The 15,037-nt window shown below is 56.9% G+C and carries 14 protein-coding genes; 5 read left to right on the top strand and 9 right to left on the bottom strand.

Going from position 1 to position 15,037, the window contains the following annotated elements; genetic code table 11:
- Window positions 1-8 precede the first annotated feature (8 nt).
- From HMPREF9081_RS12550 to HMPREF9081_RS12535, 4 genes are read left to right on the top strand one after another with little or no spacing between them, the layout of a single operon-like run.
- Window positions 9-1,160, top strand: a complete 1,152-nt coding sequence (locus HMPREF9081_RS12550) for a glycosyltransferase family protein (RefSeq protein WP_006307789.1) — start codon at window positions 9-11, stop codon at window positions 1,158-1,160.
- A gap of 20 nt (window positions 1,161-1,180) precedes the next feature.
- Window positions 1,181-1,960 (top strand): glycosyltransferase family 2 protein, encoded by a 780-nt coding sequence (locus HMPREF9081_RS12545; protein WP_040395673.1) that lies wholly within the window; start codon window positions 1,181-1,183, stop codon window positions 1,958-1,960.
- Window positions 1,957-2,859, top strand: a complete 903-nt coding sequence (locus HMPREF9081_RS12540; RefSeq protein WP_006307787.1) for a VirK/YbjX family protein — start codon at window positions 1,957-1,959, stop codon at window positions 2,857-2,859. The genes HMPREF9081_RS12545 and HMPREF9081_RS12540 overlap by 4 nt, the downstream gene beginning before the upstream one ends.
- Window positions 2,856-3,908: a glycosyltransferase family 9 protein gene (locus tag HMPREF9081_RS12535; RefSeq protein ID WP_006307786.1), complete on the top strand. Its 1,053-nt coding sequence runs from the start codon at window positions 2,856-2,858 to the stop codon at window positions 3,906-3,908. The genes HMPREF9081_RS12540 and HMPREF9081_RS12535 overlap by 4 nt, the downstream gene beginning before the upstream one ends.
- A gap of 38 nt (window positions 3,909-3,946) precedes the next feature.
- Here the strand turns inward: HMPREF9081_RS12535 and HMPREF9081_RS12530 are convergent, their stop codons facing one another.
- The 8 genes from HMPREF9081_RS12530 to HMPREF9081_RS12495 all read right to left on the bottom strand — a co-directional run bounded on the left by HMPREF9081_RS12530 (window position 3,947) and on the right by HMPREF9081_RS12495 (window position 13,448).
- The gene (locus HMPREF9081_RS12530; protein WP_050795069.1) at window positions 3,947-5,017 is read right to left on the bottom strand and encodes a tyrosine-type recombinase/integrase; all 1,071 of its coding nucleotides are present in this window, start codon (window positions 5,015-5,017) and stop codon (window positions 3,947-3,949) included.
- A 155-nt stretch (window positions 5,018-5,172) separates the two neighbouring features.
- Window positions 5,173-5,955 carry an Rpn family recombination-promoting nuclease/putative transposase gene (locus HMPREF9081_RS12525; RefSeq protein WP_083812223.1) on the bottom strand — a complete coding sequence of 261 codons (783 nt, stop codon included), beginning with the start codon at window positions 5,953-5,955 and terminating at the stop codon, window positions 5,173-5,175.
- Between the two features lie 169 nt (window positions 5,956-6,124).
- Complete coding sequence (locus HMPREF9081_RS12520) at window positions 6,125-6,307, bottom strand: PD-(D/E)XK nuclease family transposase (protein ID WP_006307782.1); 183 nt, start codon at window positions 6,305-6,307, stop codon at window positions 6,125-6,127.
- Window positions 6,308-6,397: 90 nt separating this feature from the next.
- Complete coding sequence (locus HMPREF9081_RS12515) at window positions 6,398-7,711, bottom strand: amidohydrolase (RefSeq protein ID WP_006307781.1); 1,314 nt, start codon at window positions 7,709-7,711, stop codon at window positions 6,398-6,400.
- A gap of 22 nt (window positions 7,712-7,733) precedes the next feature.
- Window positions 7,734-8,861: a M20/M25/M40 family metallo-hydrolase gene (locus HMPREF9081_RS12510; protein ID WP_006307780.1), complete on the bottom strand. Its 1,128-nt coding sequence runs from the start codon at window positions 8,859-8,861 to the stop codon at window positions 7,734-7,736.
- A gap of 15 nt (window positions 8,862-8,876) precedes the next feature.
- Window positions 8,877-10,151: a C4-dicarboxylate transporter DcuC gene (gene dcuC, locus HMPREF9081_RS12505; RefSeq protein ID WP_040395299.1), complete on the bottom strand. Its 1,275-nt coding sequence runs from the start codon at window positions 10,149-10,151 to the stop codon at window positions 8,877-8,879.
- A 491-nt stretch (window positions 10,152-10,642) separates the two neighbouring features.
- Window positions 10,643-11,965, bottom strand: coding sequence for an anaerobic C4-dicarboxylate transporter family protein (locus HMPREF9081_RS12500; RefSeq protein WP_006307778.1), 1,323 nt, complete (start codon window positions 11,963-11,965; stop codon window positions 10,643-10,645).
- Between the two features lie 97 nt (window positions 11,966-12,062).
- The gene (locus HMPREF9081_RS12495; protein ID WP_040395296.1) at window positions 12,063-13,448 is read right to left on the bottom strand and encodes an aspartate ammonia-lyase; all 1,386 of its coding nucleotides are present in this window, start codon (window positions 13,446-13,448) and stop codon (window positions 12,063-12,065) included.
- A 129-nt stretch (window positions 13,449-13,577) separates the two neighbouring features.
- Here HMPREF9081_RS12495 and HMPREF9081_RS12490 point away from each other — a divergent pair, with 129 nt between their 5' ends.
- Window positions 13,578-14,468, top strand: coding sequence for a LysR family transcriptional regulator (locus HMPREF9081_RS12490; protein WP_006307776.1), 891 nt, complete (start codon window positions 13,578-13,580; stop codon window positions 14,466-14,468).
- 79 nt (window positions 14,469-14,547) lie between these two features.
- Here HMPREF9081_RS12490 and HMPREF9081_RS12485 read toward each other — a convergent pair whose 3' ends face one another.
- Window positions 14,548-15,006, bottom strand: a complete 459-nt coding sequence (locus HMPREF9081_RS12485) for an Hsp20/alpha crystallin family protein (protein ID WP_006307775.1) — start codon at window positions 15,004-15,006, stop codon at window positions 14,548-14,550.
- Between the last annotated feature and the right edge of the window lie 31 nt (window positions 15,007-15,037).

Here is a 15,037-nt window from a genome sequence, read left to right as displayed (position 1 = left end):
GGTGTGACGTGAGAATCGCCATATTTGAAAACATCATGACCCCCGGCGGGCATGAGGTCGATTTTGACCGTATTCTGGTGGATGAGCTGAAGGCGCTCGGGCATGAGATTGTGTTCTATGTACCTGAGGGATTTCAATTCGGCATGGATTATCATGTCCCCGTGCAATATCTGTCCGGGGCACCGGTGCTCTACACGAATGCACGCGGGATTCGAAAAATGCTGCTCTCTGTGCAACGTGAACGGCGGCGGTTTGGGTGGTATCGTGCGCTGTATGAGGCTGCGAAGGGAGGGGCGTTTGACGCGCTCATCGTTCCGACCTCGACCTATCGTTATCTCCGTGCACTGCGACAGAGCGTTCTGCGCCGCTCGCCCGTTCCCGTCGTCTTCATCCAGCATGGCATCAATCCGAGCGAGGCTTCGAAATTTCTTGGGGCTGCGGATGCGCTTGCAAAATATACGAACATTCGCCCCGTTGTGCTGACTTTTGGAAACACTCTTTTGGGGGAACAACGTCCCAATATTCGGCTGATGCCGCCGCCGACGTTCGTGCCGCGCGACATCGAAGTTGTACCGCATTCGCCTGTAGCAGCAGATGAGCCGATCACCATCGGTTTCTTTGGGCAGTTTCGCAGGGAAAAGCGCCTGGAAGATCTTCTGAACGTTTATCTTGCGGGGAACTATACGCGGCCTGTTCGTCTCATGGTGCAGGGTTCGACCATGCACGCGGAGGATGCGGCGGAGTTCGAGCGCATCATTGCGGCGCACGAGGGAAAGGGCATAACCTTCCTGCATCGCGGGCTGATCGGAGCAGAGTGGCAGCGTGCCATTGCAGATATGGATGCGCTTCTTCTGCCGTACTCTGCACCGCGTTACCGCTACCACTGGGGGGCGATGCTCTTCACGGCAATCGGCTTTCAAAAGCCCGTCCTCACGAGCGACGACATGAATCCCGAGGTGTTTGAACGCTTTTCGATAGGGATGACGTTCCCCAGTGGGAATATGACGGCACTCGGGGCGGCGCTTGAGACATTCATCAACGAATATGACAGCCGCGCGCCTCGTTGGCATGAAGCACTTCACTGTGCTGCCGATGAATATGCGCCTGCGCGTTTTGCTGCGCATATTATGGAGATTATCAAACCGCATTCAAAAGCATGAAGGCAGGAAAGGACGGCGTTATGGCTCAGAATCTATCGGTGCTCATTCTCGCAAAGAATGAGGAGCAGAACATAGAGGACTGTATTCGCAGCGTTTCCTTTGCTGATGAAGTCGTTGTTATTGATGATTTCAGTACGGACCGGACGGCGGAACTGGCACGCGCTCTTGGAGCGCGTGTTGTGCAACGTGCGCTTGCCGGCGACTGGGGCGCGCAGCAGACCTTTGCCGTGGGGGAAGCGGCGTGCGATTGGATTTATTTTTTGGATGCAGATGAGCGCGTGACATCGCAGCTTGCAGAGCGTATCAAGGAAATCGTTGCGGCGGATGATCGGCGCTATGCATATGCGAACGCGCGCCTGAGCTATTATTTCGAGCAGCCGCTCCGGCATGGCGGCTGGTTTCCGGACTATGTCGTCCGTCTCCTGCCGCGCGATGGGACGAGTGTCACAGGGCTTGTGCACCCAAAGATCTGTCACCCGTATCAGGAGATCAAGCTCCCGAGGAAATCCTATCTCGTACACTATCCCTATCGTGACTGGGTTCACTATCTGGGCAAGCTGAATACCTACACGACGCTTGCTGCGCAGAAATCGTACAACGCAGGGCGGCGTGCGAATCTTGCCGATATGATCCTGCATCCTGTTTGGGCAAGTTTTCGCATGTACTTTCTAAAGTGTGGGTTTCTTGACGGGCGGATTGGGTTCATTCTTGCGGTATTTCACTATTTTTACACGATGGCGAAATATGTAAAGCTGTACTATTTGGATCAGACGAATCGCCATACGGGAGATGTTTTATGATTGCTGAGATTCGCGCCGTCGCGCACCGTGCCTATCGGTTCGACAATCCACGCGAGCGTCACCGTGCGCTCGTCTTTATGGTGCGCGGACTCCTGCATCGACGGAAGCTGCGCGAACTCTATGAGTTCTTTCAAGAGACAGAGGCACGGCGTGCCGTCTACAAACGCAATCCGTTTCCGCTCGAACAGGCGACGCGTGCCTTTTTTTATGCAGGATCGACGATCAGTGCGCGCATCTCTCTGATTAAGGATCACTATTCCTTTTTGGAAGAACGACTGAAATGTGCGGACTTTGTGGATCTGAGTCTTAATCACGGTCATGAAATCTGGCATTCATCGGATACGGATCTGAGGTGGAACGCCTATCTGAAGTTCGAGCCGGGACAGCGCAAGGAGGGGCTGCTATCTGTGATGATGGATGTGGATGGGGAACATCTCTATCAGATCATGTTCTGGATCGAGCAGCGGGACGGCATGCCGACGCTCGTGATCGGTGCGATGCAGGGTCCAAACACGGAGAATGCGCAGGATTTTGTGCGCGAGATGACGAAGCGCGCACACCGCTTCCGCACGAAAAACCTCATCCTCTACATGGTGCAGGCAGTCGCGCGCTCTCTCGGCATACAGCGCATTCTCGCCGTGTCGAATGCGGGGTACTATGCAAACAATCACCTGCGCCGCAACCGCAAGCTCAAGACGGATTTCGGCGCGTTCTGGGAGGAGGCGGGCGGCACGCAGACGGCAGATGAACGCTTCTATGAGATTCCGCTTACCCTGCCGCGCAAGACGATGGAGGAAGTGCCGACGCGCAAGCGTGCGGTCTATCGGCGCCGCTTTGCCTTTCTCGACGAGGTGGACGCAGCGATCGCCGCGCGGATGGGGGAGGTTCTGAAGCCGTGAGGGAGTATCATAACATCCTCGTCTATGCGATGGTGAACCTCGGTGATGTCATTCTCACGACGAGTGCGATCGCCCTGCTCAAAAAGGTCTATCCGAACGCACGCATCACGATGCTGTCGCGTCCCATCGTGCGGGAGGTAATCGAGTGCAATCCCGTGATTGACGATGTGATTCTCTTTGACTACAAGGCAAAGCAGAACTCCATCAGGAGAACGTGGGCGATGGTGCGGGAACTGCGCGCACGAAAATTTGATCTTGCCATTTCGTTTGACCGTAAGCTGCGCCCTGCGCTCTTGTGCTGGCTCGCGAGGATCCCCGTCCGCGTCGGGCCCTCGCGCGTTTTTGACGATAAACCGAGTCGTGTGACATGGCTCTATACGCATACCGTTCCGATCAAGCATGATCTCGACGATACGCTACAGGCAGAGACGTATCAGGAGATCATTCGCGGCTTTACAGGGGTTGAGGGACACGAACGCCCGATCCTGCCGCAGCCCACCGAGATGCAACGGGAAAAGGCGGCGGCATTTCTCCTGCCGGCGGCGGGCAAACGAAAGATCGGACTTTGCGTCAAGGGAACGTTCGGGCTGAAAACGTGGCCGAAGGAGTATTTCGTAGAAATTGTTCGAGCGCTTTACGCACGCTATGACGCTGCGTTCTATGTGACGGGTGCACCGGGCGACCATGCCTACGCCGAGGAAGTGATTGCGGCGATCGGGCTGCCTGTCGAAAACCTCTGCGGGAAAACAAATCTTATGGAACTCGCTGCATTCTACGCACAGCTGGACCTGCTCGTCAGTGTGGACACAGGCGGCGCTCACATTGCGGCAGTGACGGGCGTTCCGCTCGTGGTTATGTTCGGGTGCACTTCGCCGCGCCGTTGGCATCCGATCAGTGACAACGCAACGGCGTTTACCTCGCATGAGCCGTGCTGCCCGTGCAGCTATGGGGAAACGGACTGTCCGAGCTATCCGCAGCCCCACTGTCTCTACCATGTAAGACCTGAGGAGATTATTGCGGCGTGTGTCAGGCACTTGGATGGAAAATAAGAGTGTATCCTGCATGTAGAAACGGCAGTGAGTAAGTCTCACTGCCGTTTCATATTTTGTGCGGATTCTGCTGTTGCCACATCCTGCACAGCCCCCATGTTCATCCCCGGCGAGATGCCGCCGGTATATCGTTTCTCCATACGATCGTGAACGTGGGCGTATTTCGCGGTGACTTTGGGGCTGCGCTGGCGCAGAGTCTCCTGCACGACACGCAGGTCTTTGGTCTCCTGATAGAGGTTTGTGCCGCAGCTGTGGCGAAAGAGATGACACGCGTAGCCGGGCTGCTTGAGCCCTGCATCCGTCAGTGCCTTGTTGATGACGTAGCGGATGCCGACGCGCGTGATGCGCCCGTTCCGATTGTTCGGCGAACACGAGATGACGGTCGGTGTGAGACGATTCTCGGGCGGTATGGCACCGCGCGTTTCGATGTACGCTTTGAGAAGCTGAAACGTCTCCTCGCATGGGTAGATGATCCCCGCATGCCCTTTCCCCCGGATCTCGATGCGCCCGCGCTGCCAGTCGATGTCCTCGTCCGAGAGGCGCATGACCTCGACGACGCGCAGTCCCTCGACGCCCATGAGGTAGACGATGAGGAGGTTGCGCAGTCGGCGCAGGGCGTTCTTGTCCGCCGCGAGCCCCTCGCAGATCTCCTTGATCTGATCGATGGTGAGATATTTATAGTCCTCGTCGAGGTGCTGCGGATTGCGCAGTTGCAGATCGGCGCAGGGATTCTCAGCGATGAAGGAGAGGCGCTGTGCAACCTTGTAAAAGGCACGGATTGCCGCGCCCTTGATCATGAGCGTTGCCGCGCTGTAGCCACGCGTGCGCATCTCCTCCATGTAGACGCGAATCTGGTAATCGTGTACGTCACTGAGCGGGTGGAGTCCCTGCTCCATGCACCAGTGGAGGAAGAGGCGAATCGCCAGTTCGTACGTGTCGCGCGTGTCCGCTGTGGGCGCACCGCCCGCGATGTAGCGCGGAAGGTATTCGTAGAAATGGGTGATGAAATATTCGGGCGTAATGGCGTCCTGCCGTACGCTCATGGATACCTCGCCCATACGGCGCACATTGCCGGGGGCGGTTTCCGCACACCGCGCAGGAATGCCCATTTCCTGCGAACCGCCTCTGCGATAGGTCTTGTTTCCCGCCAAAAAGTCACCCTCTTCCATCATCTCCTATATTGTAGAGATTATATCATGAAGAGGGTGACTTAGCAACAGGTATTAATTTGCGGGAGACCTCATCGATCGGAAATTCGCTGCGCTCACATGCTTGGATTGTTTTTCTGTAATGCGAGGATTTCATCTCGCGACAGACCGCATAGTTGTTCGATCTCGGCGACGTTCTTATGCGCGGCAAGCATCATACGCGCAATTCGAAGTGCAGCATGGTGTTCTCCTTCGATTAGACCTTTGGCATGTCCTTCCGCACGCCCTTCGGCACGTCCTTCGGCACGTCCTTCGGCACGCCCCTCGATCAGCCCTTCGGCATGTCCTTCCTCCCGTGCGCGCCGTCGATTTTCTCGGACGTCGGTATTATAGTCCCAAATGGCTGACTCGCGCGCAAGATAGTTTTGGTATGCCGCTTCATCCATTAGGAATGTTTCTGTCGCTTGAATCGCTTCACTTACGGCCGGTGCTGCCATTTTCATCTCCTCCTTTTCGTGTTCGCTCAGTGTATCCGCGAAGTACGCCAGCCATCGCTCGATGCGGTTCATCTTGGCAACCGTTTTCTTCCGGTACTTCGGGATCTCCAAAAAATGCAGCTCCATATCATCGGAAAGCTGATGTCCCGTCTCGGGATTGAAGATTACATAGCGGGAATGGGGGTCCTCCTGCGGTAAAAAGCAAAAGCGTACAATGTTGATCGCGATCGCAGGTTTCAGCGTTCCGTACTCCGCACCTATACGGAGTGCATCGAAATGCAGATACATATGCGCCCAATAGAACAGGCTTCGTTTTTCCATGTTCATATGGTTGATGACCTGCATCTCAATGTCGACGCGCGTGCCATCGCTCAGAATGCCGAATACGTCGAGTCGCCCCAGTTTGTCAAAGAGCTTATCGGGCGTGAGTTCTGTATTCCGAAACTAAGGAAGCACTGATAAATTCAGCACCGCCATCTTGACGTATCTTTTTTGCCCGCACTTCGTCGGCAAATCCTCCACATAGCTTTGGCTATGCGTCCGGTTCGCCTCCTTGTTCGGACGAAAAAATCTACGCCAATCTGACGGACTTCATTTTATCAGCGATTCCTTGAATATCGACGAAGGCGTCCTCATCATTGCGCCCCAAAACATCATTAATAAACGAAAGTGTAATACGCTTTCGTTCTTCGCGCCCAAAGACAAATTTGAACACCACGTCGTTTGTCGGATTGCATGTTCGTACTTCCTCCATGAGCACACCTCCTCATCACGTCCATTATACCACAGGTTCGATGCGTTTGTGCGGGATAATCGCGTGCAGGAGTGTGCAAGACCGCAAAGATTATTGTCCCAGCAGAAGGGAAGCACCACTTGCAGCGATCATTTTGGCAGCGTAGACGAGCGCCTTCTCGTCGAAGTTGAATCGTGAGTCATGATGTCCTGCCGCGAGCTGCGCGCCGATCATCATGTAGGCGGCCTGCCCGCCGCGCTCCTGAACGCGCTCCATGAAGTAGGAGAAGTCCTCGCTCGCGCCGAAGTTGGTTTCGCTCATGATATCGCGGAAGAGTCCGAGCTCCTTTGCGCGATTTTCGAGATAGGAGGCGAGCTCCGGCGTGTTGTTGCCGCCGGCGGCGCCGCCCGCCTTTTCGATCGTGACATCGACATCGTACATGGCAGCTGCTGCCTTGATGATGCGCTCGGCTTCCTGTTCCATGTAGCGATTGATCGCGCTCGTTGCACCGCGCGTTTCAATGCGCAGCAGTCCTTTATCACCGATGACGTTGCGCCCGCTGCCCGCCTCCATATAGCCGACATTGATGCGCGAGGCACCGCCTGAGTGGCGCGAGATCGCATGAAGGTTCAGTGCCGCACATGCGGTTGCGAGTACGGCGTTTTTGCCCTCCTCGGGCGCGGCACCCGCATGTGCGGGTACACCGACGAAGTGCGCGTCGTATTTGCTCGTCGCGAGGAAGCCAACGACGTTGCACGCAACGCTGCCCGTCTCCTTCGCCTTGAAGCCGAAATGTGCGCCGAGCATGTAGTTGACATCGTCCACGACACCCTTTTCCACCATCGCATGCGCTCCGCGCACACCCTCTTCGGCGGGCTGAAAGACGAGCTTCACAGTTCCCGCAAGCTCGTCCCTCAGTGCGGCAAAGATGCGTGCGACACCGAGCCCGACAGAGGTATGCCCGTCGTGCCCGCAGGCGTGCATTGCGCCCGCGTGGCAGGAGGCAAAGCCCTCGCGGTTCGGGAAATGCTCGGGCGCATCCGTTTCGGTCACATCGTTGGAGTCCATATCAAAGCGAATGCCGACAACGGGTCCCTTGCGCGCAAAGTGCATGGTGCCGACGACGCCTGTAAAGCCTCCGTCCATGCGATCAAGCCATGCGGGGTCTGCACCCTCGCTGCGGGCGCGCTCCTTCTCCCGCGCGAGTGCGTCATCCGAGGGAACGCCCATGCGTGCGCTCTCCTCCATGACTTCGCGACCGACCTGCACCTCATAGCCAAGCTCCGAGAGTGTCTTTGCGACAATGGACGCCGTGCGGAACTCCGTCCAGCCCGGCTCCGGATGACGGTGGAGATCCCGCCGCTGCCGGATCAGTTCGTCTGCCATCGCATCTGCCATCTGTGTGATCTTTGCATCCAGTTCCATCGTATTCTCCTTTTCCGTTGTTCTATGCGTCCTCAGAGACCTCGCGCACGATGGCGAGGGCAAGCTCTGCCGCATCATAGAGATCCTGCTCGCGGATGCTCTCTTCCTTCGTGTGGCAGTCCGTCATACCGACAGCGAGCACCGTCGTCGGTACGCCATACGTGTTGAAGTGATTTGCGTCCGAGCCGCCGCCCTCCTCCAAGATTTCCACGGGGAGACCGAGTTTTCCTGCGGCACGGTGCAGATACTGTATGGGAAGGGCATCCTTCGGCAGTTCGAAGGGATCGTAGTCCTTATTGACTGCGATCTCCACAGTGCAGCCCGTTCCTGCTATCGCACCGTTCACAGCGTCCACGATACGCTGCGTGATGGCATCGAGCTTTGCCTTGTCGCGGCTGCGCGACTCGAAGTTCACCGTGCAGAACTCGGCGACGACATTAGTCGCCGTGCCACCCGTGATCTTGCCGACGTTGCAGGTGGTCTCCTCGTCGATGCGCCCCTGCGGGACAGCGGTGAGTACACTGCCCGCCGCTGTGATGGCGTTCTTCCCCGCCTCGGGCTCGATGCCCGCGTGAGCCGCCTTGCCGTGTATCCGCACCTCGATCTGGTTCTTGCCGGGTGCCTTGAATACCGCGATGCCGGGATGCCCGTGCGTGTCGAGCGTATAGCCGAAATCAGCACGGAGAAGCGACGCGTCGAGGCAGCGCGAGCCGTTGACACCGCCCTCCTCGGCAACGGTAAAGACGATCTGGAGATCGCCGTGCGGGATATTGTGTTCCTTCAGACAGCGCAGTGTCTCAAGAATGGCGACCACGCCCGCCTTGTCGTCCGAACCGAGAATCGTCGTGCCGTCGGAGCGGATGACACCCTCCTTCCGAACGGGCTTGATGTTCGCGCACGGCTCGACGCAGTCCATATGTGCCGTGAGCATGACGGTGGGGACACCCGTGATCGTTCCCTTGAAATTTGCGATGATATTGCCGCAGCTGCCGCCGAGTTTTTCCCCTGCCGTGTCCTCGTGGATCTCCGCCGCCCCGAGTTCCTTCAGGCGTGCGGTGAGCAGGTCGCCGATTTCGCGTTCCGCAAGCGTCGAACAGCGGATGGAAACGAGTTCGAAGAATTCATCGAGCACTCTTTTTTTGTCGATCATGAAGCTGTTCCTTTCTCAGATGAACAGTGCGATCATAAAGGTAATGGTCGCGAGCAGCATCGGGATTGCGTTGCGCTTGGAGATCTCCATCGGGCTGACATTTGCAAGCCCTGCGCAGACCATTGCCGCACCTGCGACGGGGGACATCGAGCGTCCAATCGCGCCCGCCATCTGTGCGAGCGAACCGAGATCGACAATGCTCATGCCGAACGCCTCCGCCTGCGGTGTGATCGCGCCGTTGAAGGCGAGTGCTGCTGCGTCACCCGAGCCGGAGATCACGGCGATGAGGAAGGGGCCGAATGCGCCCGCGAACTTTGCGATCGACTCCGAGCCTTTCATCGTCTCGATCAGTGCGTCGGTCAATCCCATTGCCGCCATGCCGGCGGTAAAGACGCCTGCCGCGACGATGAGACCCATGACGCTGCCATAGGCGCTGCCCATACCGTCGAAGAATTTCTTCGTGACCTCCTGCGGATTCGTGCGTGTTGCAATGAGTGCGAGGATCGAGCCCGTAATCATGGCAGTCGGCACGTCCGTCAGCGGCAGGATCGCGATCTGCTTGCTGCCGAGCACGAGCATGACGAGGGGGACGAGCGGGATGAGCGCATAGATGGGATTGATCTTGAACGTTCGGTTCTGCTCCTCCTCGGAGAGCTCGGCGAGATATGCCTGACGGCGGTCATCGCTTGGACCTTCCTTGCGGATCACCGAAATCGCAGTGAGTGCAATGATACAGACAAAGGATGCGATGATGGCAGCGGGCGCTTCATTCATGATGACGGACATGACATCCGTGCCCGCGAGATCGGCGACAAACGGGTTGTGTGAGGTGCCGGGGCTGATCGCACTGCCCCATGTCCCTGCGAGGACTGCCGCCGCCGCCATTGCCGGATGCACGCCCGCCGCAATGAGGGCGGGGATGAGGATACTGCCGACCGCAGCTGCGCAGCCCGCCGCACTCGGGATCGCAATGTTGATCCACCAAGTGAGGAGTGTCGCGAGCGGGATGAGAATGACGCGCGCCTTTGTGATGACGCCGGAGATGGACTCGACGAGGTGACGGTCGCACTCCGTGAGTTTCATGACGAACGAGAAGCCCATGACCGTACAGATGACGGGCACGAGCGTGCCGTGCACCATCGTCTTGCTGAACGTCGTGATGGCGTTGCCCGCAACGCCGCCGATGAAGCACATGAGCAGACCTGCGGCGAAGAGTACCATGCGCGCCTCATACTTCTTGATGATGGCGGCAAAGGCGATGATGACAATAATTCCTCCTGCAAGAGCCAATGAAAAAACCTCCTTGAAAATATGATGCCAAAAAAGCACTGATAAATTCAGCCACGCCATCTTGACGCATCTTTTTTGTCCGCACTACGCCCGCGATCCTCCACATAGCTTTGGCTATGCGTCCGATTTGCCTTCTTGTTCGGACGAAAAAATCTACGCCAATCGGAAGGTCTATTTTATCAGTGATTTCCCAAACAGATAGAAGAATTCAACAATAATGACAAGAATCCTCCCATAGGGAATGAAAATTTATGGCTGTAATCGTGTGCCGCTTTTGTATGACTGAAATACAAACCCGCCGCGTCCGAACCGAACGCGGCGAATCCATACATTACATTTTCTTTGTCTTTTCACCGGACAGGAGCTTGCTGCTCTGTGTCCAGTCCGTCATCGTGAGCGGGGCGAAGAGTTCATCGATCTCTTCGTCGGGGAACGCCCGCATCGCGCGAACGATCTCCTTATATCGCTTCCTCCGTGTAATTCTCAGAATATCAGAGCAATACGTTTGCGAGGCCGAGACCGACAGCGACACTGACAAAGCAGGTGATCAGACCCGGCACCATAAAGCTGTGATTGAATACGAATTTTCCGATCCGTGTGGTACCAGTTCGGTCGAACGCGATGCCCGCGAGCACCGTCGCGTAGCTCGGTACGAAGAAGAGACCGCTGACGGCAGGGAACATACCGATCATTGAGGGAGCGGTGATGCCGAGAGAGATGCCAAGTGGTGCAAGTGCACCGAGCGTTCCCGCCTGACTGAGGATCAGTGCGGACATAAAGAACAGGACGAAGGCGAAGACCCATGGATTTGCCACGACGGCATCCTGTGCTCCTGCCTTCAGGAAGTCGAGGTTGCTCTTGACCAGCGTATCGCCCGCCCATGTCAGACCGAAGATACAGTAGACGCCCATGAGACCCTGTTTGAAGACAGACTGCTCGATGACCGTACGCACATCGGTCTTTGTCGCAAGCAGGATCACGCCTGCCATGATCATCATGACCATCTCGATCGTTGCCGTCATCGAGAACGTCGTCATCTTGTCGCCAACAAGGTAGGTCGGACGGAGATCCGGGAAGATGCCGAAGGCGATAACGATGACCGTTGCGAGGAGGTAAAGCCACACAGCCTTCTTCTCCTTGCTGCCGAATGTCTTTTCCTGAAAATCTGTCTTTTCGTTGATCGGTGCAGCCTCGCCAGCCTCGACGCGCGCCAGATACTCGGGATCCTCCGCGAGTTCCTTGCCAACACGGGAGGCGTAGAAGGAGGCGACTAGAACGCCGATGAGCGTTGCGGGCACGCAGACGATGAGGATGTCAATCAGTGTGATGTTGGCGGGAGCCAAGAGAGCTAGGAGAGCGACCGTCGCCGCAGAGATCGGGCATGCCGTGATCGCCTGCTGCGATGCGACGACGGAGACGGAGATTGGACGCTCGGGACGAACGCCCGCCTCACGCGACACCTCGGCAATGACCGGCAGGATGCCGTAGACGATGTTGCCCGTGCCACACATGAACGTGAACAACCAGCTGATGAGCGGCGCGTAGAAGCTGATCCGCTTCGGGTTGCGGCGCAGCATGTTGATCGCCACTTGGATCAGATAGTCCATACCGCCCGATGCCTGAAGTACGGATGCTGCCACGACAACGGTCATGATGATCATAATGACATCGATCGCTGGCGAGCCCGGCGTGCAGCCGAAGCCGAAGACCAGAATGGCGAGCGCGACACCACTCGACATACCGAGGAAGATGCCGCCGACGCGTGCACCGATTAGGAGCATTCCAAGAACAACAATGAGTTCAATCCAAAACATAATGTATCATCCCCTTTGATATTAAGGGAATCACTGATAAACTCTGCTCCGATCCGACGGATTTCGTTTTATCAGTGATCCCTTAGTCCGTGGATTCCTACGCAATTCCGGGATGCGTCATCTGGCGCGGCGAGAGGATGTGTTCGAGCTTCTCTTTCGAGAGGATCCCACGATCAAGGATGATCTCGCGAATGGGTTTGCCCGTCGTGTACGCCTCGCGTGCGAGCTCGGCGGACTTCTCATAGCCGATGTGCGGCAGGAGTGCCGTCACGATGCCGACGCTCTTGTCGAGCCATTTCTGGCACTGCTCGACGTTCGGTTCCAGACCGATGAGCAGCTTGTCGACAAAGGTGTTCACCGCACGCGTGATATAGTTCAGCGAGTTGAACATATTGAATGCCATGACCGGCTCCATGACGTTCAGCTCGAACTGTCCGTTCTCCACACCGAACGTTACGGCGAGGTCACCTGCGATCACCTGATAGCATGCCTGGTCGAGCACCTCGGCGATGACGGGGTTGACCTTGCCCGGCATGATGGAGGAACCCGGCTGGCGCATGGGCAGACGCAGCTCGTTCAGACCGCAGCGCGGACCCGATGCCATGAGACGGAAATCGTTCGCAAGCTTGATGAGGACGAGCGCCGCATTCTTGAGTGCGGAGGAAAAGTCTGCGAATGCGTCCGTGTTGTTCGTTGCATCAATGATATTATGTGCCGTCGTGTAGCTCTCGCCCGTGATCTCCGAGAGGCGTTTGGCGACCGCCTCAATGTAGGCAGGCTCTGCGTTGAGTCCCGTGCCGACGGCGGTGCCGCCCATGTTGATCGTGTGGAGATTGTCGAGGACGAATTGGATGCGCCCCATGGAGCGTCGTACGGCGGAGGCGTATGCGCCCATCTCCTGTCCGAGCGTGATGGGGACAGCATCTTGGAGATGCGTACGACCCATCTTCAGAATGTCACGGTACTCTTCTGATTTTTTCTCAAGCTCCGATGCAAGATGCTCGAGTGCTGCGAGGAAGACGAGCCCCTTTGCCGCGAGACAGACCTTGATGCCCGTGGGGAACGAGTCGTTCGTCGACTGCGCCATGTTGGCGTGGTTGTTCGGCGAAATGATGTCGTAACGTCCCTTCGCCTCGCCGCGCAGCTCGAGTGCGCGGTTGCAAAGCACCTCGTTCATGTTCATGTTGACGGATGTGCCCGCGCCGCCCTGAATCGGATCGACGGGGAACTGATCGATGTGCTCGCCCGCAATGATCTCGTCCGCCGCCTTCACAAGCAGATCGCCGATGTCGTGCGGAAGGCGTCCCGTGTCCATGTTCGCGAGAGCCGCCGCCTTCTTCACCTGCGCGAGCGCCACAATGAAGTCCGGATCGAGCTTCTGTCCCGTGATGTGGAAGTTCTCGATGGCGCGCATCGTCTGTACGCCATAGTAAACATCATCGGGCACTTCAAGGTTGCCTAGGAAATCGTGTTCGGTTCTCATAATCATCTCTCCTTTGACAATAGAACCATTTCCATCTTCTAGAATTTATGATATCATAAATAATGAATGCAGTAAAATTGAAAGAAACGAATTTACTTATCGAAAAAAACAATAAAGGGGAGGATTTGCGTGGAACTTCGAAATATTAAAACATTCATTCATGTAGCAGAAACAAACAGTTTTACCGTGGCGGCACTGCGCGAAAATTATGCGCAGTCGACTGTCACGCAACAGATCCAAATGCTCGAGCGCGAACTGGGTGCCTCGCTCTTCATCCGTGCGGGACGCCGTATCACGCTATCAAGTGCGGGACGCGCATTCCTGCCCTATGCCTATCGTATGGCAGCACTGGAACAGGAGACGCTCATGCAGTTTTGCAGTACAGGTGAGCCGGAGGGGGAGTTCTTCCTCGGTATCATCGAGACCATTGCCACCTCACGGTATATGCAGCGCGTCGGTATGTTCCTGCGCAAGTATCCCAAGGTGCGCCTGCATGTCGCCAATGATACGGCACCGCATCTGCGCAAGGCGCTTGTGCATGGCGACATCGATATCGCCATCCTGTTTGATCCATATCAGGAAGGGGATAGCCTGCGCGTCCTGCATCGCAGTCCGTCTCCGGTCGAGTTCATCGCTGCCATCGACTCGCCCTTTGCCCATCGCCCCGTACAGCTGCATGAACTTGTGGACAGTACGTGGGTGCTCACCCAGCGCGGAACAAACTACCGCAAGAAACTGGAGGAGGATCTCGCAGAGAGAGGGCTCTATCTGCGTGACCGTGTGGAGATTGGTACGAGCAAGACCATCATCGACTTTGTGGCGGCGGGACTGGGGCTCTCCATCCTGCCTGCCGTCGCCGTTGCCGATGCCGTGCGCGAGGGGCGCATTGCTGTGGTCCATGTCGAGGATTACGAGATTGCGATGCAGCTGCAGATTCTCGCTGCCGGAGAGCGATGGCTGCCGCATCCGCTTGCGCTGCTTGCGGAGGACTTTGCTGCGGGACTTGAGGAAGAGGGATAGCAAAAAGCGGAACTGCCGCTCAGGAGTTTCCTGAGAGCAGCTCCGCTCTTTTTCATTCATGGGAGAAAATTGTGGGAGATCAGTGAATCTCGATCTGCTTACGCTCGGGTTCACCCGCCGCCTTCGGCAGGTTCACTTGCAATACGCCGTCCTTGAACTCTGCGTGGATGTTCGCGTCGTCGATGCCGTCGATGTAGAACGAGCGGCTGACCTCGCCCGTGTGACGCTCACGGCGGATGTAGTTGCCTGCATCGTCCTTCTCATCGTTGGACTCGCTGCGGCTGGCAGCGATCGTGAGATAGCCGTTTTCGTAGTGCAGGGCGATGTCCTCCTTCGTCATGCCCGGCAGATCGGCGGTCAGCTCGTAGTGATCGCCGCTGTCCTTTACGTCCACCTTGAACGAGGCGGCGCCCCAGTTCGCGGAGGGGAAATCATCGCGGAAGAAGCTGTCGCGCATCGCGTCAAAGAGTGCAAATGGATTCGCTGCATCACGCTGCGCGAGTCCACGGCGTCCGGCAAAAGGTACCAATCCAAACATTGTAATCAACTCCTTAGAGATTTTGCTGCGG

The sequence above is a fragment of the Centipeda periodontii DSM 2778 genome (assembly GCF_000213975.1).
Lineage (GTDB): Bacteria > Bacillota > Negativicutes > Selenomonadales > Selenomonadaceae > Centipeda > Centipeda periodontii.
Note: the sequence above shows the minus strand (reverse complement) of the source record. Positions and strands in the feature narration are given on the sequence as shown.